The 25,031-nt window shown below is 64.8% G+C and carries 21 protein-coding genes; 10 read left to right on the top strand and 11 right to left on the bottom strand.

Annotated elements, in window-relative coordinates:
• Nucleotides 1–73 precede the first annotated feature (73 nt).
• The 5 genes from rpoN to DEBA_RS17075 form a co-directional block, all read right to left on the bottom strand.
• Nucleotides 74–1,585, bottom strand: a complete 1,512-nt coding sequence (rpoN, locus tag DEBA_RS09790; RefSeq protein WP_013258767.1) for an RNA polymerase factor sigma-54 — start codon at nucleotides 1,583–1,585, stop codon at nucleotides 74–76.
• 6 nt (nucleotides 1,586–1,591) lie between these two features.
• On the bottom strand, nucleotides 1,592–2,299 hold the full coding sequence (lptB, locus tag DEBA_RS09785; protein ID WP_013258766.1) for an LPS export ABC transporter ATP-binding protein: 708 nt from the start codon (nucleotides 2,297–2,299) through the stop codon (nucleotides 1,592–1,594).
• Between the two features lie 30 nt (nucleotides 2,300–2,329).
• Complete coding sequence (gene lptA, locus DEBA_RS09780; protein ID WP_013258765.1) at nucleotides 2,330–2,881, bottom strand: lipopolysaccharide transport periplasmic protein LptA; 552 nt, start codon at nucleotides 2,879–2,881, stop codon at nucleotides 2,330–2,332.
• A gap of 34 nt (nucleotides 2,882–2,915) precedes the next feature.
• Nucleotides 2,916–3,512, bottom strand: a complete 597-nt coding sequence (gene lptC, locus DEBA_RS09775; RefSeq protein ID WP_187288535.1) for an LPS export ABC transporter periplasmic protein LptC — start codon at nucleotides 3,510–3,512, stop codon at nucleotides 2,916–2,918.
• A gap of 194 nt (nucleotides 3,513–3,706) precedes the next feature.
• Nucleotides 3,707–4,771, bottom strand: a complete 1,065-nt coding sequence (locus DEBA_RS17075) for a methyltransferase domain-containing protein (protein WP_013258763.1) — start codon at nucleotides 4,769–4,771, stop codon at nucleotides 3,707–3,709.
• Nucleotides 4,772–4,983: 212 nt separating this feature from the next.
• Here DEBA_RS17075 and DEBA_RS09765 point away from each other — a divergent pair, with 212 nt between their 5' ends.
• The 7 genes from DEBA_RS09765 (at nucleotide 4,984) to DEBA_RS09735 (ending at nucleotide 10,016) form a co-directional block, all read left to right on the top strand.
• Nucleotides 4,984–5,523: a metal-dependent transcriptional regulator gene (locus DEBA_RS09765; protein WP_013258762.1), complete on the top strand. Its 540-nt coding sequence runs from the start codon at nucleotides 4,984–4,986 to the stop codon at nucleotides 5,521–5,523.
• Between the two features lie 195 nt (nucleotides 5,524–5,718).
• The gene (gene fabD, locus DEBA_RS09760) at nucleotides 5,719–6,648 is read left to right on the top strand and encodes an ACP S-malonyltransferase (RefSeq protein WP_013258761.1); all 930 of its coding nucleotides are present in this window, start codon (nucleotides 5,719–5,721) and stop codon (nucleotides 6,646–6,648) included.
• Between the two features lie 8 nt (nucleotides 6,649–6,656).
• On the top strand, nucleotides 6,657–6,878 hold the full coding sequence (locus DEBA_RS09755; RefSeq protein WP_013258760.1) for a 4Fe-4S dicluster domain-containing protein: 222 nt from the start codon (nucleotides 6,657–6,659) through the stop codon (nucleotides 6,876–6,878).
• A gap of 1 nt (nucleotide 6,879) precedes the next feature.
• Nucleotides 6,880–7,938 (top strand): 3-methyl-2-oxobutanoate dehydrogenase subunit VorB, encoded by a 1,059-nt coding sequence (locus tag DEBA_RS09750; protein WP_013258759.1) that lies wholly within the window; start codon nucleotides 6,880–6,882, stop codon nucleotides 7,936–7,938.
• A gap of 15 nt (nucleotides 7,939–7,953) precedes the next feature.
• On the top strand, nucleotides 7,954–8,697 hold the full coding sequence (locus tag DEBA_RS09745) for a thiamine pyrophosphate-dependent enzyme (RefSeq protein WP_043815551.1): 744 nt from the start codon (nucleotides 7,954–7,956) through the stop codon (nucleotides 8,695–8,697).
• Nucleotides 8,698–8,714: 17 nt separating this feature from the next.
• The gene (locus DEBA_RS09740) at nucleotides 8,715–9,272 is read left to right on the top strand and encodes a 2-oxoacid:acceptor oxidoreductase family protein (protein WP_013258757.1); all 558 of its coding nucleotides are present in this window, start codon (nucleotides 8,715–8,717) and stop codon (nucleotides 9,270–9,272) included.
• Nucleotides 9,273–9,329: 57 nt separating this feature from the next.
• Nucleotides 9,330–10,016, top strand: a complete 687-nt coding sequence (locus tag DEBA_RS09735; RefSeq protein ID WP_013258756.1) for a cupin domain-containing protein — start codon at nucleotides 9,330–9,332, stop codon at nucleotides 10,014–10,016.
• Between the two features lie 83 nt (nucleotides 10,017–10,099).
• Here the strand turns inward: DEBA_RS09735 and DEBA_RS09730 are convergent, their stop codons facing one another.
• From DEBA_RS09730 to DEBA_RS09705, 6 genes are all read right to left on the bottom strand, one after another.
• The gene (locus tag DEBA_RS09730; RefSeq protein WP_013258755.1) at nucleotides 10,100–13,351 is read right to left on the bottom strand and encodes an efflux RND transporter permease subunit; all 3,252 of its coding nucleotides are present in this window, start codon (nucleotides 13,349–13,351) and stop codon (nucleotides 10,100–10,102) included.
• A complete protein-coding gene (locus tag DEBA_RS09725; RefSeq protein ID WP_013258754.1) occupies nucleotides 13,348–14,424 on the bottom strand; it encodes an efflux RND transporter periplasmic adaptor subunit in 1,077 nt (358 codons plus the stop codon). Before DEBA_RS09725 ends, DEBA_RS09730 begins: the two co-directional genes overlap by 4 nt.
• Before the next feature lie 163 nt (nucleotides 14,425–14,587).
• Nucleotides 14,588–15,739 carry an acyl-CoA dehydrogenase family protein gene (locus DEBA_RS09720; RefSeq protein WP_013258753.1) on the bottom strand — a complete coding sequence of 384 codons (1,152 nt, stop codon included), beginning with the start codon at nucleotides 15,737–15,739 and terminating at the stop codon, nucleotides 14,588–14,590.
• 150 nt (nucleotides 15,740–15,889) lie between these two features.
• Nucleotides 15,890–17,407 (bottom strand): Rne/Rng family ribonuclease, encoded by a 1,518-nt coding sequence (locus DEBA_RS09715; protein ID WP_013258752.1) that lies wholly within the window; start codon nucleotides 17,405–17,407, stop codon nucleotides 15,890–15,892.
• A gap of 1 nt (nucleotide 17,408) precedes the next feature.
• On the bottom strand, nucleotides 17,409–19,913 hold the full coding sequence (locus DEBA_RS09710) for a TIGR03960 family B12-binding radical SAM protein (protein ID WP_013258751.1): 2,505 nt from the start codon (nucleotides 19,911–19,913) through the stop codon (nucleotides 17,409–17,411).
• 3 nt (nucleotides 19,914–19,916) lie between these two features.
• The gene (locus tag DEBA_RS09705; protein ID WP_013258750.1) at nucleotides 19,917–21,554 is read right to left on the bottom strand and encodes an MBL fold/beta-CASP domain-containing RNA metallo-hydrolase; all 1,638 of its coding nucleotides are present in this window, start codon (nucleotides 21,552–21,554) and stop codon (nucleotides 19,917–19,919) included.
• Nucleotides 21,555–21,726: 172 nt separating this feature from the next.
• Here DEBA_RS09705 and DEBA_RS09700 point away from each other — a divergent pair, with 172 nt between their 5' ends.
• From DEBA_RS09700 to DEBA_RS09690, 3 genes are all read left to right on the top strand, one after another.
• Entirely contained in the window at nucleotides 21,727–22,389 is a 663-nt protein-coding gene (locus tag DEBA_RS09700; protein WP_013258749.1) for an LOG family protein, read from the top strand.
• Between the two features lie 175 nt (nucleotides 22,390–22,564).
• Nucleotides 22,565–24,322 (top strand): methyl-accepting chemotaxis protein, encoded by a 1,758-nt coding sequence (locus tag DEBA_RS09695; protein ID WP_013258748.1) that lies wholly within the window; start codon nucleotides 22,565–22,567, stop codon nucleotides 24,320–24,322.
• Between the two features lie 92 nt (nucleotides 24,323–24,414).
• Entirely contained in the window at nucleotides 24,415–25,029 is a 615-nt protein-coding gene (locus tag DEBA_RS09690; RefSeq protein ID WP_013258747.1) for a peptidylprolyl isomerase, read from the top strand.
• The last annotated feature ends 2 nt before the right edge of the window (nucleotides 25,030–25,031 follow it).

The raw sequence follows: 25,031 nt of genomic DNA, 5'->3' as shown, positions 1-25,031 counted from the left end.
TTGCTGCTCTGTCAAGGCTGATCGGGACAAATGTAGTGCATATCCCGGGGGGGCGTCATTGTCAACGGCCTTTTTAGCGCCCGTTCGCTTTTGGCAGCCCTCCCAGGGGTTCCCTACGCCGGCTGGACGGCAAGATGCCCAGCATCTCTCTGTATTTTGCCACCGTGCGTCGGGCGATGTCTATGTCCTCTTTCTTGAGCATTTCGGCGATGGTCTGGTCGGACAGGGGGCGCGAACGGTCTTCCTCGGCGATCAGATGGCGGATGCGATCCTTGACCGCCTCGGAGGCCAGCGAGCCGCCATCCACGCGGTTGATGCCGCTGTTGAAGAAATATTTCAGCTCGAACACGCCCTGGGGCGTGTGGACGTACTTGTTGGTGGTCACCCGGCTGATGGTCGATTCGTGCATGCCCACTTCCTCGGCCACGTCGCGTAGCACCAGCGGCTTGAGCTGGGCCACGCCGCGCTCGAAAAACTCGCGCTGAAACTTGACGATGGCCTCGGTGACCTTGTAGATCGTGCGCTGGCGCTGATGGATCGAGCGGATCAGCCACATGGCGCTGCGCAGCTTGTCCTGGACGTATTCCTTGGCCTTGGGGTCGCCGCCCTTGGCCAACGAGTCGCGATAGAAATTGTTGACCCGCAGTTTGGGCAGGCCGTCTTCGTTGAGCACGATGACGAACTCGCCGTCGATCTTGTAGACATAGATGTCGGGCGTGATGTATTGCGGCTCTTCCTCGCTGACCGAGCGGCCGGGCTTGGGGTCCAGCAGGCGGATGATATCCAGGGCCTCGGCCACTTCATCGAGACCGACGCCCAGCTTTTTGGCGATCTGCTGGTATTGCCGTTTTTCCAGCAGGTCCATGTGCCCTTCGAGGATGTCGAGGGCCACGTCGTGCTGCGGATATAGCTCCAGGGCCTGGATCAGCAGGCATTCACGCAGGTCGCGGGCGGCCACGCCAAGGGGGTCTAGTTGCTGGATGACCTTGAGCACGACCTCGGCCTGGGCCGGCGAAACGCCGCGTTGCTGGGCGATGTCTTCCAACGAGGACTGCAAGTAGCCGTCGCCGTCCAGGTTGCCGATGATCAGCTCGCCTACGCGCATTTGTTCGTCGTCGAGCCGCGACATCTTGAGTTGCCACAGCAGATGTTCTTGTAGCGAGGCCGAACGGGTGATCAGGCTCTCGTAGGGCGGGGCGTCCTTGTCCTCGTGGATGGCGCTCTCCTCGGCGCGGGTGGCCGAGGAATATTCACCCAGATAGTTTTCCCAGTCGAACTCGTCGCTGACCTGTTCGCGGACGTCAACCTCGCCCGAACCCTCGGCCTGGACGCCCAGATCCTGGGTCAGCGGGCCATCGGGCCCGGTGGCGTCGGCCGGCTCTCCGCCGGAGTCGGCGTCTTCCTGACGCTGCTGCTGGTCGGTCTCCTCGACCATCTCCAGCATGGGGTTTTCCAGCAACTCCTGGTTGATCGTATCGGCCAGCTCCAGCCTGGAGAGCTGCAACAATTTGATGGCCTGTTGCAGTTGGGGCGTCATCACCAACTGCTGGGTCATCTTGAGCGCTTGTTTGATCTCCAGGCCCATGCGAACCTACAGACTGAATTCTTCGCCGAGATATATTCGCCTGGCCACCTCGCTCTGGGCGATGTGCTCGGGGTCGCCCTGCTCGATGACCTTGCCCTGGGCCAAAATGTAGGCCCGGTCGCAGACGCACAGCGTCTCGCGTACGTTGTGATCGCTGATCAGCACGCCGATGCCCCGGTCGCGCAGGTGGCGGATGATCTCTTGCAGGTCGCCGACGGCGATGGGGTCAATGCCGGCGAATGGTTCGTCGAGCAGGATGAACTTGGGGTCGGTGACCAACAGTCGGCTGATCTCCACCCGCCGCCGCTCGCCGCCCGAAAGCGAATAGGCCTTGTTTTTGCGCAGATGGCCCACGCCCAGGTCGTCGAGCAGGCGCTCCAGGCGTTCTTCCTGGGCCCGCTCGTCCAGCGGCAGCGTTTGCAGGATGGCCTTGATGTTGTCCTCGACACTGAGTTTCTGGAAGATACTCGACTCCTGTGGCAAATAGCTGATGCCCTTGCGGGCCCGCTGATACATGGGCAACTGGGTGATGGTTTCGTCATTGAGGCTGATATCGCCCTCGGTGGGGTGGATCATGCCCACGGTCATGTAAAAAGACGTGGTCTTGCCAGCGCCGTTGGGGCCCAAAAGGCCGACTATCTCCTGGTCGTTGACCTCCAGCGAGACGTCGTCGACGACCCGCCTGCGGCCGTACACCTTGACCAGTTTATGCATGCTCAGTCTGGCCACTTGCCGTTCGCCGTCCTATTTCTTTTTGTCTGGCACGATGGTCACCGAGACGCGCTTGCCGGGTTGGCCATGCACCAGGGCTCGGTCCTGATCCAAAAACACGGTGATCTTTTCGCCGGCGACTTGATTTTTGCCCTGCCAGACGGTGGCGTTGCCTTCCATCAGCAGCTTGCGCGCGCCGGCCCAATAGGTGCCCTTGCGACCCACGGCCACGCGGTCTTTCTGGGTCACGCGCACGTGGCCCAGGGCCACCACCTTGGTCACCCGGCCGTCGCCGCCGCCCAGGCCCAGAGCCGATTCGCCGCTGGCCTGGGCCGGGGCCTCTTGCCGGGGCTTGTCGGTGTTGTCGTAATAGACATCGAGTTGGTCGCAGACGATGTTCACGTCACCTTGCTTGGCGGTGACTTTGCCTATGAAGTGGGCCACGTTGTTTTTGTTGTCCACTTCCAGGCTGTCGGCGTCGACGTTGATCGGCTTGTCGCTGGCCACCAGTTCGGCCGCCAGGGCCGCGCCGGCCGCGAAAAGGCAAAAAACGAAAAGGGTGGCGGCGATAGTCAGGCGCTTCATGAGAACAATCCTCCCAGGCAGGCGAAATGTTTTGTCAATCCATCGTCACTCCGGGCGGCGGTCCCTCGCCCGACGGGATGAAGTTGGACACGACGTCTTTTTTGAACACGACTTTGTCTTGGGGCACGAACACGCGCATGCCCTTGGCCTTGAGGTCGAAATCAACTCCGCTGATGTGCACCGGCGCGTCGGTGTCGACGGTCTGGTCCACGTCGTTGTAGGCCAGGTTGTCGGTGACCAGGCGGATGCCGTCGTGGGTGGTGGCCACCACGTCGCCCTCGAGCATGATCGTCCGCTTGCCGCGCTCGTAGCGGCCGGTGTTGCCGCGAATGGTCACCTTGCCGCCGCCCTTGGGAAAGAACTCCAAACGCACGTCGGCCAGGGTGAAGCTTTCCGCTTCGGGGTTCTGCTTGGCGCCCGAGGCGGTCAGGGACCATTTGCGCACGCCGTTTTCCACGTGGGTGTAGGTCACTCCGCGCATGCGCGGCTGGCCGTCGGCGGCCAGAAGCGGCGAACCGCCTTCATCGTCGAACACCGGCAAGCGGGCCGGCTCGTGCACGAAAACGGCCACGGCCACGCCCAGGATTATCGCCGACAAGGTGGCGATGATGATCAATTGAGAACGTCTCAAAATTGTCGTCCGTCTCCGATCGAGGCGTTTTCCGGCGCTCGATTGCTGGCGTTTATGGGCCGTGGCCAAGCCTTCCAAAGTATAGCCAGCCCTCTCATCGCGGTAAAGGCAAAATTCTTGCATGCGCGGTTGGTCCGCCACGATGGCCAGCGCCGGGGCGGCGCCGCGGGCCAAGCCGTCACGGCCGGCCGGGCTCAATATTTTTGAAAAAAGAACAAGACGGAAGTGTAGACCACGTTGCCCGCCTTGAGCGCCATGTGCGGCGTGTGCGTTTGTTCGTCCGGCATGATCGTGGGTCGCTCGATGGCCTTGCGCGGCAGGCGGAAGGTCGGTTTTTGGATCAGCTTGAGGCCCGAAGGGGCCACGATGTAGCGCTCCAGCTCCTCGATGCGGAAGAATTCCTGATGGTTGGAATCGTTGACAATGCACTCGGTGGCGATGGCCGCCACGCCGCCGGGCTTCAACACCCGGCCGATTTCGGCCATGGAGCGGGCCGAGGCCTCGTGGCCGCCGAAATGCTCGATGCTGGAGATGGAAAACACCACGTCGAAGGACTCGTCCGGGAAGTCCAGCTTGGTTCCGTCCATGCGCATGAAGCGCAGCCGATCCTCGCGGTAGGGGAAGGGCGCGTATTTTTTGGGGTCGTCGAGCACGGTGGGGTCGCCCTCGCGGCTGCCGTCGACGGCCCAGGATCCTTCATATAGGTCGGTGGCGATGACCTCGCCGGTTTTGTTGGCCAGCCAATAGGCCACCGGCTCGTGACCGGCGCCCACGCCCAGGCAGCGCCGTTCGGGCCCCAGCGCGCCCAGCAAATCCAGGCCATAGATGGTCTGGGTCCACTCCCAACCCTTGCGGTGCATGTCGGAAAGGCTCATGGGAATGATGGTCATCTCCCGCTGATAGGCCCGCCATCCATCCTCCAGCCAGCGCCGCGGGTTGACCAGTTCGCAGAGCTGCGCGCCCTCGAAAGGCTGTGATTGGACGTGCTTTTCAAAGGCCGAGCCGTCGTCAAGTTCGACAAAATCAAAAAGAATATCGGTTGGATCGTATAGAATCCTGACGCGATGCTTGAACTCATCCGATGTGGCGAAGGTGTAGATAACGCCATCGCGGCTGACCTGGCCGGAATCCAGCCTGGCCAAGTGATGCTTGCGGCCTTCGGCGTCGGGCGCGCGGCCCAGGATGATGTGATAGGCCAGATCGATGAACTGGGCGTTGTCGGCGGCGTCCAGCGGCGTTTTGCGGCGAAACAGGCCCATGCCAATCCTTTCTGCGGCAAATCGTGTCAAGCTAGACTCCAATAGTGCAAAAATGGACCACCTGTCAAGGCGCATGATGGCGCGGTTTTGCGGGCCGGGGCCTTGGCCGCCGCGCCGCCGCCGGCCCCTGTTCAGGAATTGGCGTTGCCCCGGGCCTGAAAAATCGTTATAAATGTAACAGATGCTAAAAGCAAACCAACGCGGGAATAAACATGGTTCAACAGGAACAAAACAATCTTTCGTCCAACTTGGAAGACTACCTCGAGGCCATCTATCACCTGCAGGCCGACAAGAAGGTGGCCCGCGCCAAGGACATCGCCGACCGCATGGGCGTTTCGCGCGCCTCGGTGACCGGTGCGCTCAAGGCCTTGGCCGAAAAGGGCCTGATCAACTACGAGCCCTACAGCTACACCACCCTGACCAACGCCGGCGAGGATGTCGCGGGCAAGATCGTCGAGCGCCACGCGGTGCTCAAGGACTTTTTCCAGCACATCCTCATGCTGTCCTCCAACTCCGCCGAGGAAAACGCCTGTCGCGTCGAACACGCCATGGACGACGAGGCCATGGACCGCCTGGTGCAGTTTCTGGGCTTTTTGCGCACCTGCCCGCGCTCTGGCGAGGACTGGCTGAAGAATTTCCGCCGCTTTTGCGGGCGCTCGGAGATCGCGGTCAGCCCGGCCCAGGTCGACGACTGCCGGGCCTGCCTGGAAAAATGCACCGACGAGCTGACCGACGACGGAGGCTGTAGTTAGCCTCCGGGCCCATCCCCAGCAATGACGACCGTTGTGGCGAGCAAACCTCGCCGCCGCCATCTCTCGTGATAGCATCTGGTTGACAGGTCCAGAGCCATTGGGTAGATTTTATTTTCCCGCCCTGGCGGGTCGTTTTTTGTGGGCGGCCCGCATCTGTTCCAGGCATGGGGCGCGGCGCGCATTTCTGGAGGATCCATGGCGAAACTAGCAGTGGTGTTCCCTGGCCAGGGCTCCCAGTTCGTGGGCATGGGCCAGGCGTTTTTTGATTCATCGGCCGTGGCCAGGGATATTTTCGCCCAGGCCGAGGCGGCCAGCGGCCTGCCCTTGGCCAAGCTGTGCTTCGAGGGGCCCATGGATGAGCTGACCCGCACGGTCAACCTGCAACCGGCGGTGACGGCGGTCAACCTGGCCTGCTGGGCCGCTTTGGTCGAGGCCGGCGCGCGGCCCGACGTGGTGGCCGGCCACAGCCTGGGCGAATACGCGGCCCTGGCCGCGGCGGGGGTGATCTCGGCCGGGCGCTGTCTGGAGCTGGTGAGCCTGCGCGGCCGCCTGATGGACCGCGACGCCCAGGCCAATCCCGGGGCCATGGCCGCGATCATGGGCGCCACGCCTCAGCAGGCCGCCGAGCTGTGCGCGGCGGTGGATGGCATGGTCCAGCCGGCCAACTACAACACCCCCCAGCAGACGGTGATCACCGGGGCCAAGGACGCCGTGGCCGTCGCCTCGGCCAAGGCCAAGGAAATGGGTTGGAAGGCCCTGCCCCTGAAGGTCTCGGGCGCTTGGCACAGCCCATTGATGGCCCAGGCGGCCCAGGACATGGCCCGGGCCATCGCCGATACGGCCTTTGCCGAGCCCGCCTGCCCGGTGATCCCCAACGCCAGCGGCGCGCCCGCCGCCGCGGCCGAGGAGCTCAGGGGCCATTTGACGGCCCAACTCACCGCGCCGGTGCGTTGGGTGCAGACGGTCGAGGCCATGCTGGCCATGGGGGTGACGGTTTTCATCGAGGCCGGGCCCAAGAACGTCTTGGCCGGATTGATCAACAAGACCGCCCCGCAAGGTTCCGTGACGGTCCACAACGTGCAAGATCCCGACGGGTTGCGAGCGGCCCTCGGGGCCTTAAAATGAGACATGCCATGGCAAAGGTGACGATCATCAGCGAGCGCTGTAAAGGCTGCGGCCTGTGCGTGGAGGCCTGCCCGCGGGGCTGTCTGCGCCTGGGCCAGGACATCAACGCCAAGGGCTACAACTACGTGGAGTTTAGCGACGACGGCGACAAGCCCTGCACGGGTTGCGCCTTCTGCGCCCAGCTCTGCCCGGACGTGGCCCTGCGGGTCTTCAAGCAGGAGCGAGGCTAACATGGCGCGGCGAGTGCTAATCAAGGGCAACGAGGCCATAGCCATGGGCGCCATCGAAGCGGGCTGTCGCTTCTATTTCGGCTATCCCATCACGCCTCAGAACGACATCCCCGAATACATGAGCGCCACCCTGCCCAAGGTGGGCGGCGTGTTTTTGCAGGCCGAGAGCGAAGTGGCCTCGATCAACATGCTGCTGGGGGCCTCGGCCACCGGCGCACGGGCCATGACCAGCAGCTCCAGCCCAGGCATCAGCCTCAAGCAGGAGGGCATCAGCTACCTGGCCGGCTCGGAGATTCCGGCGGTGGTGGTCAACATGAGCCGCAGCGGCCCCGGCCTGGGCGGCATCCATCCCTCCCAGGGCGACTATTTCCAGGCCACCCGCGGCGGCGGCCACGGCGACTATCGCACCCTGGTGCTGGCCCCGTCCACGGCCCAGGAAAACTACGATCTGACGATCCTGGCCTTTGATCTGGCCGACAGGTATCGCAATCCCGTGGTCATTTTGGGTGACGCGCTGATCGGCCAGATCAAGGAGCCGGTGGAGCTGAAGCCCTATCACAAAAAGCCGCCCCAAAAAGACTGGGCCCTGACCGGCAACGAGGGCCGCCCTCAGCGCATCCTCAAGTCGCTCTATCTGGCCGACGGCGAGCTGACCGAGCAGAACTGGAAGCTGGCCAAAAAATATGCGCGCATGGCCAAGGAAGTGCGTTTCGAGGAATACCTGACCGACGACGCCGAGATGATCGTGGCGGCGTTTGGCTCGGTGGCGCGCATCCTCAAGACCTCCATCGACATTCTGCGCGAAAAAGGCCGCAAGATCGGCTTGTTGCGCCCGATCACCCTCTATCCTTTCCCCAGCGCCGCCGTGCGCCGCGCCGCCGAGAAGAGCGGCCATCTGATGGTGGTGGAGCTGAACACCGGCCAGATGGTCGAGGACGTGCGCCTGGCCGTGGAGGGCGTGGCCCCGGTTGATTTCTACGGCCGTCCGCCGGGGTCGATCCCCACCCCCGACGAGTTGGCCCACGAGGTGGACAAAGCCTGGAAAAAGAGGAGGGCCTAAATGTCCGAGGCGGCTTTGCAACAGGTCTTTGACCGGCCCCAGTCCCTCAAGGACGTGGCCACCCATTTTTGCCCCGGTTGCCACCACGGCGTGATCCACCGCCTGGTGGCCGAGCAACTCGACGCCTTCGGCCTGCGCGGCAAGACCATCGGCGTGGCCAGCGTGGGCTGTTCGGTGTTTTTGTACGACTACTTCGACGTCGACGTGGTCGAGGCCCCCCACGGCCGGGCCGCTGCCGTGGCCACCGGCGTCAAGCGCGCCCGGCCCGAAAACTTCGTTTTCACCTACCAGGGCGACGGCGACCTGGCGGCCATAGGCACCGCCGAGATCGTCCACGCGGCCAACCGCGGAGAAAACATCTGCGTGGTTTTCGTCAACAACGCCGTCTTTGGCATGACCGGCGGCCAGATGGCCCCGACAACCCTGGAAGGCCAGGTCACCACCACCTCGCCCTATGGCCGCAGCGCCGCCGACGCCGGCCTGCCCATCCGCATGAGCGAGATGCTGGCCACCCTGGAAGGCGCGGCCTTCGTGGCCAGGGTGGCGGTCAACAACATCAAGAACTTGCAGCAGGCCAAAAAGGCCTTGCACCGGGCCTTCGAATACCAGGTGAACAGATGGGGCTTTTCGTTCGTCGAGTTTCTCTCGGCCTGCCCCACCAACTGGAAGATGACGCCCCAGCAGGCCAACAAGCGGGTCGGCGAGGAAATGGCCGATTACTTCCCCTTGGCCGTTTTCAAAGACCGCCAGGCGCTCTAACCCGAGGTGCGAAAGCGATGTATTTTGACTGCATAATCGCCGGGTTCGGCGGCCAGGGCGTGATGCTCATGGGCAACATGCTGGCCTACGCCGCCATGGAGGCCGGCAAACACGTGACCTACATGCCCGTCTATGGCGTGGAGATGCGCGGCGGCACGGCCAACTGCACGGTGGTCGTCAGCGAGCGCCCGGTGGGCTCGCCGATCATCCACGAGCCGCTGACCGCCGCGGTGATGAACCGGCCCTCGGCCGAAAAATTCGGGCCACGTGTCAAGAAACAAGGCCATCTGCTTGTAAACTCCAGCCTTGTCGAGGAAGAACACGTCAGCTCGCGGGCCAAAAACGTCACCTTCGTGCCCACCATGGAACTGGCCAAGGAGGTGGGCAACCCCCGCCTGGGCAACATGGTCATGCTGGGCGCGCTGGTGCAGGTCAGCAAGGTCTTGGAGGTGCGCGACGTCATCAAGGCCCTGCCCAAGGCCCTTGATCCGCGTTATCACGGCATGATTCCCATCAACACCGACGCCCTCAAGCGCGGCGCCGGCTTTATGCTGGAGACTTTGGGCAAAAAGTGATTCACCCTGGCGATAATATGGCTATAATGTAGCCACAACGCCCAAAGGGGGAGGACTATGGATCCCAAAGACAACCGCGAATCAGCCGTGATCGATGAACAATGCGCCCCGTCGCGGGCCGGCGGCCAAGAGGAATTTCTGCGCGGCGTCGAGAAGGTGGCCGGCCTTGGCGTCAGCCAGGTCGACGACGCGCCCCTTGCCCGACGCATCCAGGCATTGCGCCAGGCCGGCGGCCTGGATTTGGCCGACGTCTCGCAACGCACGGGCCTGTCCGAAGGCGAGCTGACGGCCATCGAGGAGGGCCGGCTCAGCCCGCCGCTGGGCGTTTTGATGAAGCTGGCCAAGGCCTTGGGCTCGGAGATGGGCACGCTCATCGCCGGCGGGGCCCAGGCGGCCCACGCCGTGGTGCGGGCCAGCCAGCGTCAGCCGATCAGCCGCCGCGCCGGCGACGCCGACACCTCTTATGGCTACTCCTACGAGCATCTGGCCGCAGCCAAGGCCAACCGGGCCATGGAGCCCTTCGTGGTCACGCTCCATCCCCACGCCGAGGCCAAACCCGCCTCGCAGCATGACGGCCAGGAGTTCATCTTCGTGCTGGAGGGCAGCATGGAGGCCGTGGTCGGCGAGGTGCGCGAAGTCTTGGAGCCGGGCGATTCGATCTACTACGACTCGGGCGCGCCCCACTACGTGCGGGCGCTGGGCGATCAACCGGCGCGCATCCTGGCGGTGCTCACCAGCAAATAGCCCCGGCAACGCGATCTTTTAGGCCAAAGGCGACACCGGCCGCTCATCGGCGAAAGCGTCGAGGAGCGGCCGGTGTTTCGCTTTCAGCGTTGGGTTGCGCCCTGGCGGCCTTTTTGCGTGAGGTAATAGACCACCGGCACCACCACCAGCGTAAAGGCCGTCGAGGCCAGCAGGCCGAAGATCAGGGCCCAGGCCAGGCCCGAGAAGATCGGGTCCAGGGTGATGGGCCAGGCCCCCAGGGCCGTGGTGGCGGCGGTGAGCACGATGGGTCGGAAGCGCACGGCCCCGCAACGCAGGATGGCTTCGCGCAGATCGAGTCCGCGTTCGGCCATGGCCTGCTGGATGAACTCGATCAGCACCAGCGAGTTTCGGATGACGATGCCGCCCAGGGCTATCATGCCGATCATGCTGGTGGCGGTGAAAAACACCGGATTTTCGTAGGGCCCCACCGGGGCCGCGCCCACCAGGTTGAGTAGCCAGAAGCCGGGCATGATGCCCAGGATCGTCAGCGGGATGGCCACCATCAACAGCACCGGCAAGGCGAACGAGCCAGTCTGCAACACCAGCAAAATATAGATGCCCACCAGCGCCGCGCCAAAGGCCAGGCCCAGATCGCGGAAGACCCGCAAGGTGATCTGCCACTCGCCCTCGCCAGCCCACTCCACGCTGACGCCGGGGCCCAGCGGCTCGGCGTCCAGGCGCGATTGCATGTCCAGGATGGCCGTGGCCGGCGAACGCCCGGCCGCCTCGGCGTAGACATAGACCACGCGTCCCAGGTCCTTGTGGTTGATGGGCTGCTCGGCCGGCAATTGCTGGAAAACGCCCAGCTCGCCAAGGGGTATGACCTGGCCGCCAGCCGACTTGACCGGCGTCTCGGCCAGTTCGGCCATGCTGGAGCGGGCCGGGCGGGGCAGGGTCAGGCGGATCATCAACTGCTGGCGTTCGTTGGGCAGATGCACGGCCGCCGGCCATGATCCGCTGACGGCCAGGCGCATGGTCTGGATGATGCGCTGGGCGCTGACGCCGTGCAGGGCGGCCTTTTCCTTGTCGACGACAAAATCGATGCGCTGGCGCGGCTGTTGCGAGGAATCGTCGATATCGACGATCATGTCTTCCTTGGCCAGCATGGCCGAAAGCTTTTTGGCCGCGGCGATGAGCTGATCGTGGGTCAGGCCGGGTTGGCCGCGCACCTCGGCGACGATGGTCGACAGCACCGGCGGGCCGGGCGGCGTCTCCACCAGCTTCATGTTCACGCCGGCGCGCCGGGCCAGGGCCGTCAGCGCCGGCCGCAGGCGCAGGACGATCTCGTGGCTCTGCTGCTGGCGACGGTCCTTGGGCAGCAGGTTGACGCGGATGTCGGCGGCCTCGCCGCCCTGGCGCAGATAATAATGCCGCACCAGGCCGTTGAAATCGATGGGCGACGAAAGCCCCACGAAGGTGGAGAAATCAACGACCTCCGGCACGGTGGCCAAAAACGCCTCGAAATCGCGGCAGACGCGGTCGGCCCGCTCCAGGGTCGTGCCTTCGGGGAAGTCTAGGACGATCTGAAACTCGTTCTTGTTGTCAAAGGGCAGCATTTTCAGCGGCACCAGGCGCAAACCCACCAGTGACAGGCTGCCGGCCAGCAGGGCCAGGATCACCGCCAGTAGCAGCCAGCGCAGCCCGCGCCGGTCCAGAAATGGCTCGATCAGCGCCCGATAGCCCCGCCGCACCCACTCGGGCGTGGTCTCGGCCGGCGCTCCGGCGGCAATGGGCGCGCCGCCAGCCAGGGGCGAGCGCCCGCGCAGCAACTTGTAGCTCAGCCACGGCACGATCGTCAGCGCCCACAGCGTGGAGAAAGTCACCGTCAGCGGCACGTTGATGGCCATGGGGGCCATGTAGGGGCCCATCATGCCGGTGATGAAAAACATCGGCGTGAAGCAGACGATGATGGCCAATGTCGACATGATCACCGGCGGCAACACCTCGCGCACGGCGGCGAGGGTGGCCTCCAACGGCCGCTGGCGGCCCATCAGGATATGTCGCTGAATGTTGTCGACGTTGGTGATGGGGTCGTCGACCACCAGGCCCAGCGACAGAATCAGGGCGAACATGGTCACCCGGTTGATGGTGTAGCCGAACAGATAGTTTACAAAAAGCGCCAGGGCGAACGACAGCGGCACGGCCACCGCCACCACCAGGGCCTCGCGCCAGCCCATGGTGAAGGCCAGCAAGGCCACCACCGTCAGCACGGCGAAAATAAGCGATTCGATCAGCTCGTCCGACTTGGCCTGGGCGGTGTGGCCATAATTGCGCGTGATGGTGGCCTCCACGTCGCCTGGCAAGACCGCGCCGCGCAGTTCATCCAGCCGGGCGACGATCTCATCGGCCACGCTGACGGCGTTGGCCCCTTTTTTCTTGGCCAACTCGATGGTCACCGCCGGACGCGACCAGTCGTCGGGCGCTCGGCCGGCCTGGCGCAAGGCCCGCGCGCCGAAGCCGATGCGCGTGTAGCTGACGGCCTCGGTCGGGCCGTCGGTGATGGTGGCCACGTCGCGCAGGTACACCGGCCGGTTGTCAAAGACGCCCACCACCAGCTCGGCCACGTCGTGGGGGCTGGTCAAAAACGAATCACTGGTCAGCTCCAGGGCCTGGTCGGCCTGGTTGAAGCGGCCGGCCTTGAGCGAGGCGTCGGCCCCGGCCAGGGCCGCTTGCGCCTCCTCGGGCGTGACCTGGAAGCCGGCCAGGCGCTTGGGGTCCAGCTCGACGCGGATCTCCCGGGGCCGGCCGCCGATGACCGCCGTGCGACTGATGTCTGGCGTCTCGGCCAGGCGGGCCATGACCTCCTCGGCCACGCGGCGCAGTTGATGGTCGTCGAGCTTGTTGGAATGCAGGGCGATGGTGACGATGGGCGCGTCGTCGATCTCCACCGGCTTGACCACCCAGCCCTTGACCAAGGCCGGCGCGGCGTCCTGGTTCATCATGATCTTGTTGTGCAGCTTGACCAACGAGGCCTCGCGGGGCTGGCCCACGAAAAAGCGCACCGTGACCACGGCCTGGCCGGGCATGCTGGTGGAATAGACGTGCTCCACGCCGTCGATCTGCCACAGCAGGCGCTCCAGCGGCGTGGCCACCAGCTTTTCCACCTCCTCGGCGCTGGCCCCCGGCGCTTGCACGAAGACATCGGCCAAGGGCACCACGATCTGCGGCTCCTCCTCGCGGGGCGTGGCCCAGATCGCCGCCGCGCCCAGGCACAACGCCGCGATGATCAGCAGCACCGCCAGTTGCGATTGCAAAAAGGGCCGGACGATTTTTTCGATCAGGCCGGTTCCGCCCGAATTGGCGCGTTCGCTCATGGCCGGTCGCCTTCCACGGCCAGGGTCTCGCCGCCAGCCAGGCCCGAGAGCACCTCGATCTGGCCGTCCCTGGCCCGGCCCGTGGTCACGTAAACTCCGCGCCAATTGTCGCCGTCCTTGACGCGGACCATCTCCAACTGGCCCACCCGGCCAATGGCCGCGCTCTCCACCGTCACCACCGGCCGCTGGCCCACCGGGATGCGCAACCGGCCGAACATGCCCGAATAAAGGCCCTGGGTCGGCGGCAGCACCACCTTGACCAGAAACGTGCGCGTGCGCGGGTCCACCGCCGGGACGATCTCCTCCACTCGGCCCAAGACGGCTTTATCCAAGGCCGGGATAACCACTTCCAGCTCTTGGCCCAGGCGCACCCGGCCCATCAGGCCTTCGCGCACCAGGGCCTCCAGGCGCGGGGCTCCGCCGGTCTCCAGCAAAAACAGCGTGCGGCCGGGCAGGGCGATGTCGCCGGGCTCGATCAGCCGCTCGGTGATGCGGCCGGTGTCCGGGGCCTTGACGCTGGCGTAGCTCTGGGCCAGGCGGGCCTCCTCCACCTGATCCTCGGCGCGCTGGACCATGGCCTGGGCCCGGGCCAGGTTTTCCACGGCCCGGTCCAGATCGCGCTTGGGGGCCGCGCCGCGTTGAAACAGGCGCTCCAGGCGGCCGTGCTCGGCGCGGGCCAGCACCGCCGCGGCCCTGGCCGCGTTCAGGTCTTGCCGGGCCTGGCCCAGGCGGGCGTCGTATTGCTGGGCGTCCAAAAGCACCAAAAGCTGGCCTTGTTGAACCATGGCCCCCGGCCGGGCCTCGACCTTGAGCACCTTGCCGCTGATCTGGGCCTCGACCTTGGTTTCGGTGCGCGGCCGCACGGCGCCCACGGCCTCGAAGCATTCGGGCCACTGTGTTTTCTGGGCGGTGATGGTTCTGACCGGCCGGACCATTTCGCCGGGCGGCGACGGCTCCTGGCCCGGGGCGATGCGCGAAAAATTGAACAGGCCGCCGCTGTGGCCGATCAGCGCCGCCAGCGCGATGGCCCCGCCGATGACGCCGATGCGTTTGAGGTTTTTGGGGCTGATCATGCCAGACCGTCCTTGATGGCTGCGGGGTTGTTTTTTGCTTTCATGCAAAATTATAGCCGCAAGCGGGCCGGGTCAAAACAGTTTCGCGCCGGCGCGTCAGCCACGGAACGACGCGGGGCGAGCCGCTGGCTCGCCCCATGCGCTGTTTTTCTAATACTTGTGATCAGATGGCCCCGATGAGCCGGGCGATGACCAGGCGTTGCACCTCGCTGGTGCCCTCGCCGATGGTCAAGAGCTTTTGATCGCGGAAAAAGCGCTCCACGTCGTATTCGCGCATCAGGCCATAGCCGCCATGCAACTGCACCGCCTCGGTGGCCACCCGGCCCATCACCTCCGAGGCATAGAGCTTGGCCATGGCCGCCAGCTTGCTGAACGACTGATGGTTGTCCTTTTGCCAACAGGCCTTGTAGAGCAGCAGCCGGGCGGCCTCGATCTCCATGGCCATGTCGGCCAGCTTGAAGGCGTTGACCTGGAAGGCGGCGATGGGCCGGCCAAACTGCTCACGCTGCTTGGCGTACTTTAGGGCCAGCTCGTAGGCCCCCTGGGCCCCGCCCACGCCCATGGCCCCGATCGACAGCCGTCCCGCGTCCAGGGTGGCCAGCATCTGGTGAAAACCCTTGCCCCGCTGGCCCAGGATGTTGGTGGCCGGCACGCGGCAGTCCTCAAAATAAAGCTCGGAGGTGTTGGAGGCCCGCCACATCATCTTGCCGTGCATGGGCCTGGCCTCGAAACCGGGCGTGCCGTTTTCGACCAGAATGCAGCTCAGTTCGGGCCGGCCGTCGGGGAAAACCCCCGTGCGGGCCATCACCGTCACGCCCAGCGAGGCCGGGGTCGAGGCGTTGGTGATGAATATCTTGGAGCCGTTGATCAGCCAGCTATCGCCGTCCAGCACGGCCGTGGTGCGCGCGCCGCCGGCGTCGGAGCCGGCGTTGGGCTCGGTCAGGCCAAAGCCCCACAGGGCGCGGCCAGCGCACAACTCTGGCAGATATTTATGCTTTTGCTCCTCGGAGCCATAATAGAAAATCGGCCCGATGCCCAGCGAATTGCCCGCCGCCACCGTGGCCGCGTGGGAGCCGTCGATCCGAGCGATTTCCTCCACGGCGATGATGTAAGAAATGTAGTCCATGCCCTGACCGCCGTAGGCCTCGTCGACGATCATGCCAAACAATCCCAGCTCGCCCATGGCCCGGAAGGTTTCCATGCTGAATTCTTCGTCGGCGTCGAGCCGTTGGGCCTGGGGCGCAATTTCCTTTTCGGCGAAATCGCGCACGCTCTTGCGCAGAATGTCTTGCTCCATGGATAGCTGAAAATCCATCGTCGCCTCCCCGGTTTGATCCGCTCTAGGTACGATATGCAATCGCGGCGGCGACGTCAAGGGAATGTAGCTAGCATGTAGCTATTATGTCGCTCCGATGGGGCGCGGATCGACCCCGGCCAGAGCGCGGCGGCTCGGCCGGGGCGAGATTTATTCGGCGCGGATGGCGTAGTGCTCGCGGTGCAGGGTCAGGTCGGCCTCCACCTGGATGGTCACGCCATAATTGGATTCCAGCTCCTCCAGCACGTAGCGTTCTTCTTGCAGCATCATCTCGGCCACGCTAGGGTGCACGGCCACGTGGACCACGGCCGCCTCCAGGTGGGGCAACTCGCGCTCCAGCTCGCGGAAAAGCTCGTAACAGACGGTGCTGGCGTCCTTGATCTTGCCCGAACCGTGGCAATAGGCGCAAGGCTCCGTCAGGCTTTCGCCCAGCGATTGGCGCACCCGCTTGCGGGTCATCTCCACCAGGCCCAGCGGGCTCATGGCCAGCACGTTGGTCTTCGAGCGGTCGCCGCGCAGGGCGTCCTTCAGGGATTCCACCACGCGCAGACGGTTGGCCTCTTTTTCCATGTCAATGAAATCGATGACGATCAATCCGCCCAGGTCGCGCAGGCGGATCTGGCAGGCGATCTCCTTGACCGCCTCCAGGTTGGTCTTGAGGATGGTTTCCTCCAGGTTGTGGCCGCCCACGTAGCGCCCGGTGTTGACGTCGATGGTGGTCAGGGCCTCGGTCTTTTCGATGACCACGTAGCCGCCCGATTTCAGCCAGACCTTGCGGCCCAGGGCCCGGGTCAGTTCGTGCTCGACGCCATAAGCGTCGAAAATGGGCTCGCGGCCGCGATAAAACTCCACGCAGGGCACCAGCCGGGGCAAGAAGGTGGAGACGAACTCCACCACTTCGTAATACTCTTGCTCGCAGTCGATGATCATGTGATCGACCTCGCGGGTGCAGAGGTCGCGCACCGCCCGCAAGCTCACCGAAAGGTCGCGGTGGAGCATGTTGGGCACCATGGCCCGGCCCCGGCGCAGCAGGATCGACTCCCACAGCGAGACCAGAAAATCCATCTCGGCGCGCAGCTTGTCGGGCTCTTGGTTTTCGCTGGCCGTGCGGGCGATGAAGCCGTAGCCGCCGGGGGCCATCTGTTCGATGATCTGACGCAGGCGATTGCGCTCATCCTCGTCGGCGATGCGTCGGCTGACGCCGATGTGGTTGAGCGTGGGCATCAGCACCAGGTTGTGGCCGGGCAGGGTGATGTGGGTGGTGATGCGCGCGCCCTTGCTGCCCAGGGGCTCCTTGGCCACTTGGACCATCAGCTCCTGACCCTGCTGGAGCATCTGCTCGATGCGCACCTGGCCCTGTTCGGCGGCGACTCCGCCCTGGGCCACGTCTTCGGGCTCGTCGGGATAGGCGCCGGGGGCCAGGTATTCGTCGAAGCTGACGTCGGGGCGCACGTCGCCCACATAGAGAAAGGCGGCCTTGGGCAGGCCGATATCGACAAAGGCCGCTTGCATGCCGGGCAAGACCCGGGCCACGCGGCCCAGATAAATATTGCCGGCCAACGAGCCGTGTTTGTGCCGTTCGGTGTAGACCTCCACGCAGTGGCCGTTTTCCAAAAGCGCCACGCGGGTTTCGTACGACCGGGCGTTGATGAGCAGCGTGGCGGACACCTTAGTTGTCTCCCCACTTGGCTAGGGTTTTCAGCGCCCTGGCCCGACAGGCCAGGTTTTTTTCCAGGCCGAAGACGGCCTCCAACACCTCGGCCGGTTTGGGCCGGCCACCCTGACGGCCCACCTCCAGGAGCAGGCGGTTTTCGTCCAGCTCAAGTTTACGGATGGTGGCCTTGAAATCAATATCCCGGCGTCCCTTGGGTGTAATTCGGGCGTAAAAGAACTCCGGGGCCTGGGCGAAGGCGCTCAGGCGGGCCGGATCCAGCGGCCGGGGCGGGTCGATCTGGTAGCCCACCAGATCGGGCTCGGCCAGATTGTCGCCGGGGCGGGCGGCGCGGCCGTCAGCCAGGCGCATGCCCTGGGGCATGGTTTGGTTGACCCGCTCGGCCAGGGCCACGGGGTCGATGGGCCGCAAGGTGGTGATCTCGATGACCTCCACCAAGCTTTCCACGCCCAGGGGCAGGGCCGAGCAGGCCTTGACCTGGGCCTGGGGGTGAAAGCCCCGCGAATGGGCCAGGGGCGCGCCGGACCGACGGAAGGCCCGGGCCAGTTGGGTCATCATCTCCAGATGGCCCAGAAAACGGGCCGGGCCGGTTTTTTCCAGGCGATAGCGATATTTGAAGCGCTCCTCGCCCTCGGGCGCGGCGGCGGGGCCGACCGGCGCGGGCAGCTTTTCGTCGGTCAGGCGGGGGCGAATTTCCTTGAAGTCGCAGACCCCGCAGGCCCCGCACTTGCCGCCGCGACAATCGGCCGTGGCCTGGCCGGTGACGGCCTTTTCCCGCTCGGCCAGCAGATAGTCGCGGCCCACGCCCACGTCGATGTGATCCCAGGGCAGGGCCTCGTCCAGGCCCCTGGGCCGCAGGTATTCCTCCAGCGTCAGGCCGGCGTCCTCCATGGCCGCCAGCCAGGCCGTGAAGTTCAGATGCTCGCTCCAGCCATCGAAGCGGCAGCCGGCCGCCACGACAAGCTCCAGCACCCGCGAAAGCCGGCGGTCGCCTCGGGCCAACACGCCCTCCAGCACCGAAAGGCGCGCGTCGTTCCACTTGGCGCGCAGACGGCTGTCGCCCAGGCTGGCCTTGGCCAGGCGCAGGCGTTGTTCGGCCTGGGCCAGATCGAGCTGGCCCTCCCACTGGAAGGGCGTGTGGGGCTTGGGCACGAAGATGCCGATGCTGGCGTGGACCAGGGGTTTTTTGCCCCGGCCGCGGCCGGCGGCCAGGGCCTGTTGGGCCACTTGGCGGGCCAACTGGCCGATGGCCTCCACGTCGGAATCGCTTTCGCCGGGCAGGCCGATCATGAAATAGAGCTTGATCAGGTTCCAGCCCAGGCCATAAACCAGGCGGGCCGTGTCCAGGATCTGCTCCTCGGTCAGGTCTTTGTTGATGCGCCGGCGCATGTGCTCGCTACCGGCCTCGGGGGCCAGGGTGAAGCCGGTCTTGCGCACGCGCTTGATCTGGGCGATGAGCTCCTGGCTCAGCGAATCGACGCGCAGCGACGGCAGGCTCAGGCTAACCTTCAGCGGCTCGCAGGCGTCCATCAGCGCCCGGGCCAGCGGCTCGATGGCGCTGTAATCGCCGGCCGACAGCGACAAAAGGGCCAGTTCCTCCATGCCCGTGCAGGCCAGGCCCTCCAGGGCCGCATTCAAGGCTTGCCCCAGCGGGCGCTCGCGCACCGGCCGATAGATGAACCCGGCCTGGCAGAAGCGGCAACCCCTGGTGCAGCCGCGGGCGATCTCCACGCCCAGGCGGTCGTGCACGGGCTTGACCGCCGGCAGGACGGGCCGCTGGGGCGGGGCGAAGGCGCCCAGGTCGGGCTCGATGCGCCGCTTGACCCTGGCCGGCGCGGCGGCGTCGACGGCGCGCACCGTCACGAGGCGGCCGTCTTGATATATGGGTTCGTAAAGGGCCGGGACATAGAGGCCCTCGATGGCGGCGGCCCGGCGATAAAGCTCTTGGCGCGGCCAGCTTTGCTCCTTGGCGGCGATGACAAGGTCGCAGATCTGGTGGATCAGCCGCTCGCCGTCGCCCACGGCCACGATGTCGAGAAAGTCGGCCAGCGGTTCGGGGTTGACCGCGCAGGGCCCGCCGGCGATGACCAACGGGTGCTCTGGCCCGCGTCGGTCGCGGCGCAGGGGCACGCCGGCCAGGCGCAGCATGTGCAGCAGGTTGGCGTAGGTCAGCTCGTATTGCAACGAAAAGCCGATCACGTCGAACGAGCCCAGGGCCGCGCCGCTTTCCAGCGACCAGGGGGCCTGGCCGGTTTGCTCCAGCAGGTCCATCAGGTCGGTCCAGGGGCAAAAGACCCGCTCGGCGGCCACGTCGGGCCGGCCGGCCAGCTGGTCGTAGAGCACCTTGAGCCCCTGATGGCTCATGGCGATTTCATAGACCTCGGGAAAGGCCAGGGCCATGGTCAACTTTACTTGACCGTGGTCCTTGATCACGCTGAAGGCCTCGCCGCCGGTATAGCGGCCAGGCTTTTCCACGGCGCTGATGATTTGATCGCGTTGCACGGTTCAGGCGGCCTCCCACTGGGCCAGGGCCGCCTCGGCCCCTTCGACGACCTGGCGCAGGGCCTCGATTTGCCGCTGATCCAGGTCGCGCTCGCCGGTGAGGATTTCGAGCATGACCTCGTCGAGGCGGTCGCGCAACTGGCGCACCTCGGCGACCATGGCCCGGCGCTGGGGCATGGCCAGGCGCGCCGCGGGCTCGGGGAACTCCTCGACGGGCAGCGGCGCGACCTCGGCAAAGGGCGTGACGCGGATAACCTCTTTCCACTTTGGCACGTGGAAGTGGGCGTTGGGAAAGCGCTTTTGCGCCACCTTGGCGAAACCCAGCGATTGCAGCTCCTCGCCGTGGATCAAGTTGACGCACAGGCCGTCGTGGATCTGGGGCTCCAGCCAGGTCAGCAACTCGGCCTGATCGGCGTGGGCCGAAAAACCGCCGATGGTGTGGATTTTGGCGCGCACCTCCACGTCCTCGCGGAAGATCTTGACCGTGTCGGCCCCGTCGACCAACTGGCGGCCGGTTGAGCCCTGGGCCTGGAAGCCGACGATGACCACGTGGCAATCGCTGCGCCACAGGTTGTGCTTGAGGTGGTGCTTGATGCGGCCGGCGGTGCTCATGCCGTTGCCGGCGATGATGACCATGGGCCCTTTTTTGTCGTTGATGGCCTGGCTTTCCTGGGTGCTGGGCGTGGGCGTGAGAAAGGGGAAGTTGAGCGGGCGCTGGCCGCTGTCCAGGATGGCCTTGGTCTCGTCGTCAAAAAACTCGGGGTGGTCGCGGAAGATCTGGGTGGCCTTGATGGCCAGGGGCGAGTCGAGATAAACCGGCATTTCGCCGGGCCATTTGCCGTCGCGGTAGGCCTGGGCCATGACGTAGATCAGCTCTTGGGTCCGCTCGACGGCGAAGGAGGGGATCACCACCCGGCCGCCCTCTTTGAAGGCCTGGGTGATGACGTCCATGAGTTCTTTTTCGCTGTCGGCGATGGATTTGTGCAGACGCTGGCCGTAGGTGGTCTCCATGAAGAGCGTGTCGACCCGGGGCATGATCTCGGGGTCGGGCACGATGAGCTGTTTTTGGCGGCCCACGTCGCCGGAAAAGCCCACGTTGTGCGCGCCGTCGGCGGCCTGGAGCGACAGATGCAGGCTGGCCGCGCCCAGGATGTGGCCAGCCGAGACAAAGGTGCTGGTCACGCCGGGAATCAGCTCCAGGGGCGCGTTCATCTCCACGGGGCGGATCAGGGCGATGGCCGCCTCGGCGTCGACGGTTTCGTAGAGCGGCTCGATGTCCTTGCGGCCGACGCGCTTGTTTTTGCGCGATTGCCACTGGGCCTCCATCTGCTGGATGTGGGCCGAGTCCAGCCAGAGGATCTTGAGCAGCTCGCTGGTGGCCTTGGTGGCGTAGATGGGGCCGTTGTAACCTTGGCGGGTCAGGCGGGGAACCAGGCCCGAGTGATCGATGTGGGCGTGGGTGATGTAGATGGCCTTGATGTCCTGGGGCCGATGGTCGCTGATGTCCCAGTTGCGTTGTTCTATCTGGCGGCCGCCCTGGAAAAGTCCGCAATCGACCAGAAAGCACGTCTGATCGTCCAGTTCGACCAGAAATGACGAACCGGTGACGGTGCGCGTCGCGCCGAGGCAAGTAATCTGCATGATCGTCTCCGCTGGGCCAAGAAGGAGCCAGGCAAAAGGGGCCGGCCGCTATTGACACGGTGGTGGAATTTCCAAATACTAATGGACGCTAATAATATAGCTTGCAAGGTCTTGATTCAACATACATCTGGCCGCCAGCCGGCGAGGCGGGGCGGTGACGGAGACGGCTTGGATGAAAGAGCGCGGTGAAAATCAATACGTTGTCGATGCGCTGTCGGCCAAGGAGTCGTGGCGCATGTTTCGGATCATGAGCGAGTTCGTCGACGGCATCGACACCCTGGGCGAAATACCCAAGGGCGTCAGCGTCTTCGGCTCGGCGCGCTCCAAGCCCGGCACGCCCGAATACAGGCAGGCCGAGGAGATGGGCCGGCTGCTGGTCGAGGCCGGCTTTTCGGTGATCACCGGCGGCGGCGGCGGGGTGATGGAGGCGGCCAACAAGGGCGCATCCGAGGCCGGCGGCCACTCGGTGGGCCTCAACATCGAGCTGCCCTTCGAGCAAAAACCCAACCCGTACGCCAACGTGCGCCTGGATTTCCGCTACTTTTTCGTGCGTAAGGTCATGTTTGTCAAGCACTCGGTGGCCTACGTGGTCATGCCCGGCGGTTTTGGCACCCTCGACGAGTTGGCCGAGGCCCTGACCCTGATCCAGACCCATCGTATCCGGCCCTTCCCGGTGTTTTTGATGGGCAGCCAATACTGGGGCGGACTGGTGCAGTGGATGGACACCGTGCTCAAGGGCCACGGCATGATCAGCCCCGAGGACATGGACCTGCTGCACGTGGTGGATTCGCCGGCGGCGGTTATCCGCCAGATCTCCCAGATGGTCATTTTGTGAAGCGCCGGCGGGGGAGGCCAATGTTTTTTGCCGCCCCGCGACGGATTGTTTCATAATATCCTCACGGACGCCGATAAGTCCGTGACGTCGGCGTTGGTCGCCGGCTGCGGTTCTACACGGCGATGGGCGGCTTGGAAAGCGACACGACGCGCGTACATCGACCCGGGGAGGGGATATGAGTTTTTCCATAGGCAAATCCATGGGCGCGAAAATCGTCACCCTGGCCCTGGGCGCGGCCATGGTCATGGCCCTGACTTATGTCTGGGTCATCCCCAAGGTGTCCGACTCCATCTACGACGAAAAACGGCTCAAAACCCGTCACGTGGTGGAGACGGCGGTCTCGGTGGCCGAATACTTCGTCAAACAGGAGGCCGACGGCAAACTGACCAGGGATCAGGCCCAGAAAATGACCCTGGACGTGCTGCGCGAGCTGCGCTACGAAACCAACGACTATTTCTGGATCAACGACCTTGACGGCGTGATGTTGATGCATCCGTTCAGCAAGGATTTGATCGGCAAGCCGACCGCTGGCATCAAGGACGCCGACGGCAAGGCCTTTTTCGCCGAGATGGTCAGCCTGGCCAAGTCGGCGGGCAAGGGCTTTGTCGATTACAAATGGACCAAGCCCGGCGCCGACAAGGCGGTGGACAAGGTCTCCTACATCCAGGCCATCCCCGCCTGGCAGTGGCTGGTGGGCAGCGGCATCTACGTTGACGACGTGGAGGAGCAGATCGGCCATCTGACGATGATCATCGTGGGCGTGGTGGCCATTATTTTCGCCCTTACCGTGCTGGCCAGCCTGATGTTGGCCCGCTCTGTGACCACGCCGCTGAAAAAGACCGTGGCCATGATCAAGGACATCGCCCAAGGCCAGGGCGACCTGACCGCCCGCATGGAGGTCATGTCCAAGGACGAGATCGGCGTGTTGGCCGCCGAATTCAACCGTTTCGTGGAAAAGCTCCACGACATCATCGTCCAGGTGCGCCAGTCCACCGACGTGGTCAGCCAATCGACCATGGAGATCAGCCAGGGCAACCAGGATCTCAGCGAGCGGGTGCAGCAGCAGGCCTCGGCCATCGAGGAGACGGCCAGCGCCATGGAAGAAATGACCAGCTCGGTCAAGCAGGAGGCCGACCACGCCCGCCAGGCCAACCAGATGGCCCAGAAAACCGCCCACATGGCCCAGGAGGGCGGGCAGGTCGTCCAGCGGACCATCGAGGCCATGGCCGCCGTCAGCGAATCCAGCAAGAAGATCAGCGAGATTATCAACGTCGTCAACGAGATCGCCTTCCAGACCAATCTGCTGGCCCTCAACGCCGCCGTGGAGGCGGCCCGGGCTGGCGAGGCCGGCCGTGGCTTCGCCGTGGTGGCCGGAGAAGTGCGCAACCTGGCCGGGCGTAGCGCCACCGCGGCCAAGGAGATTCAGGGGCTGATCACCGATAGCGTGGTCAAGGTCGAACAGGGCAATCAACTGGTCACCGAGAGCGGCCGACTGCTGACCGAGATCATCGCCAACGTTCAGAACGTGGCCGACATCGCCGGCGAGATCGACGCGGCCATCCAAGAGCAGGCCATGGGCATCGAGGAAGTCAACAAGGCCGTGGCCCAGATGGACCAGGGCGTGCAGCAAAACGCCGCCTTGGTCGAGGAGGCCGCTTCGGCCAGCGAGGAGATGGCCTCGGCCGCCGATGTGATGCGCCAGCAGATGGCCGGCTTCAAGGTCAATTTCGAGGGCCAGCCTTTGGCGGCGGCCAAGAAAAAGCCGACCAAGCCGGCCCCGGTGGCGGCCGCGCGGCCGATGACCCATCGCCCAGCGGCCAAACCAGCCGCCAAGCCGGCGGCCAAGGCCGCTCCGGCCAAATCGGCGGCCAAGGCCTCGTCGTCGGACGATTTCTTCGAGGGCGTCGAGTTGGAGGGGTTCGAGGAATTTTGATCGCTCGCCGGGCGTTGGCCCCGAGCGTTTGTTATACTTTGCTGGCCGGCGGCTCATCCGACCGCCGGCCGCACTTTGACGGGGGAGCGAAAATGAGGCGAAATTCCCTGGCCCGCCGCTTGGGCCTGGCGATTCTGGCGGCCGTTGTCGCGGCCTTTTGCATCAGCGCCGGCGTGGCCTCGGCCCAGGTCCGGCAGGGAGAAAATCCGATGGTCAAATTCACCACCAGCATGGGCGACATCGTAATCGAGCTTTACCCCGACAAGGCCCCGATCACGGTGCAGAACTTTCTTAATTACGTCAACAAGGGCCATTACGCCGGCACGGTCTTTCACCGCGTGGTGCCCGGCTTCGTGATCCAGGGCGGCGGCCTGCGCGCCGACATGGGCATGAAGGCCACCGACAAGCCCATCAAGAACGAGGCCGACAACGGCCTGAAGAACACCCACTACAGCCTGTCCATGGCCCGCACCCAGATCCCCGACAGCGCCACCTGCCAGTTCTTCATCAATCTGGCCGACAACGAGTTCCTCGACCACACCGCCAAGACGCCCGACGGCTGGGGTTACGCCGTCTTTGGCAAGGTCGTCGAGGGCCAGGACGTGGTCGACAAAATCGGCGCGGTCAAGACCGGCAACAAGGGCCATCACTCCGACGTGCCCCTGGAGTCGGTGGTCATCGAAAAGGCCGAAGTGCTGGAGAAATAGGC

This window comes from Desulfarculus baarsii DSM 2075, assembly GCF_000143965.1.
GTDB classification, from domain to species: Bacteria; Desulfobacterota; Desulfarculia; order Desulfarculales; family Desulfarculaceae; genus Desulfarculus; species Desulfarculus baarsii.
The sequence above is the reverse complement of the archived record's forward strand: the minus strand, read 5'-3'. Positions and strand labels throughout refer to the sequence as shown.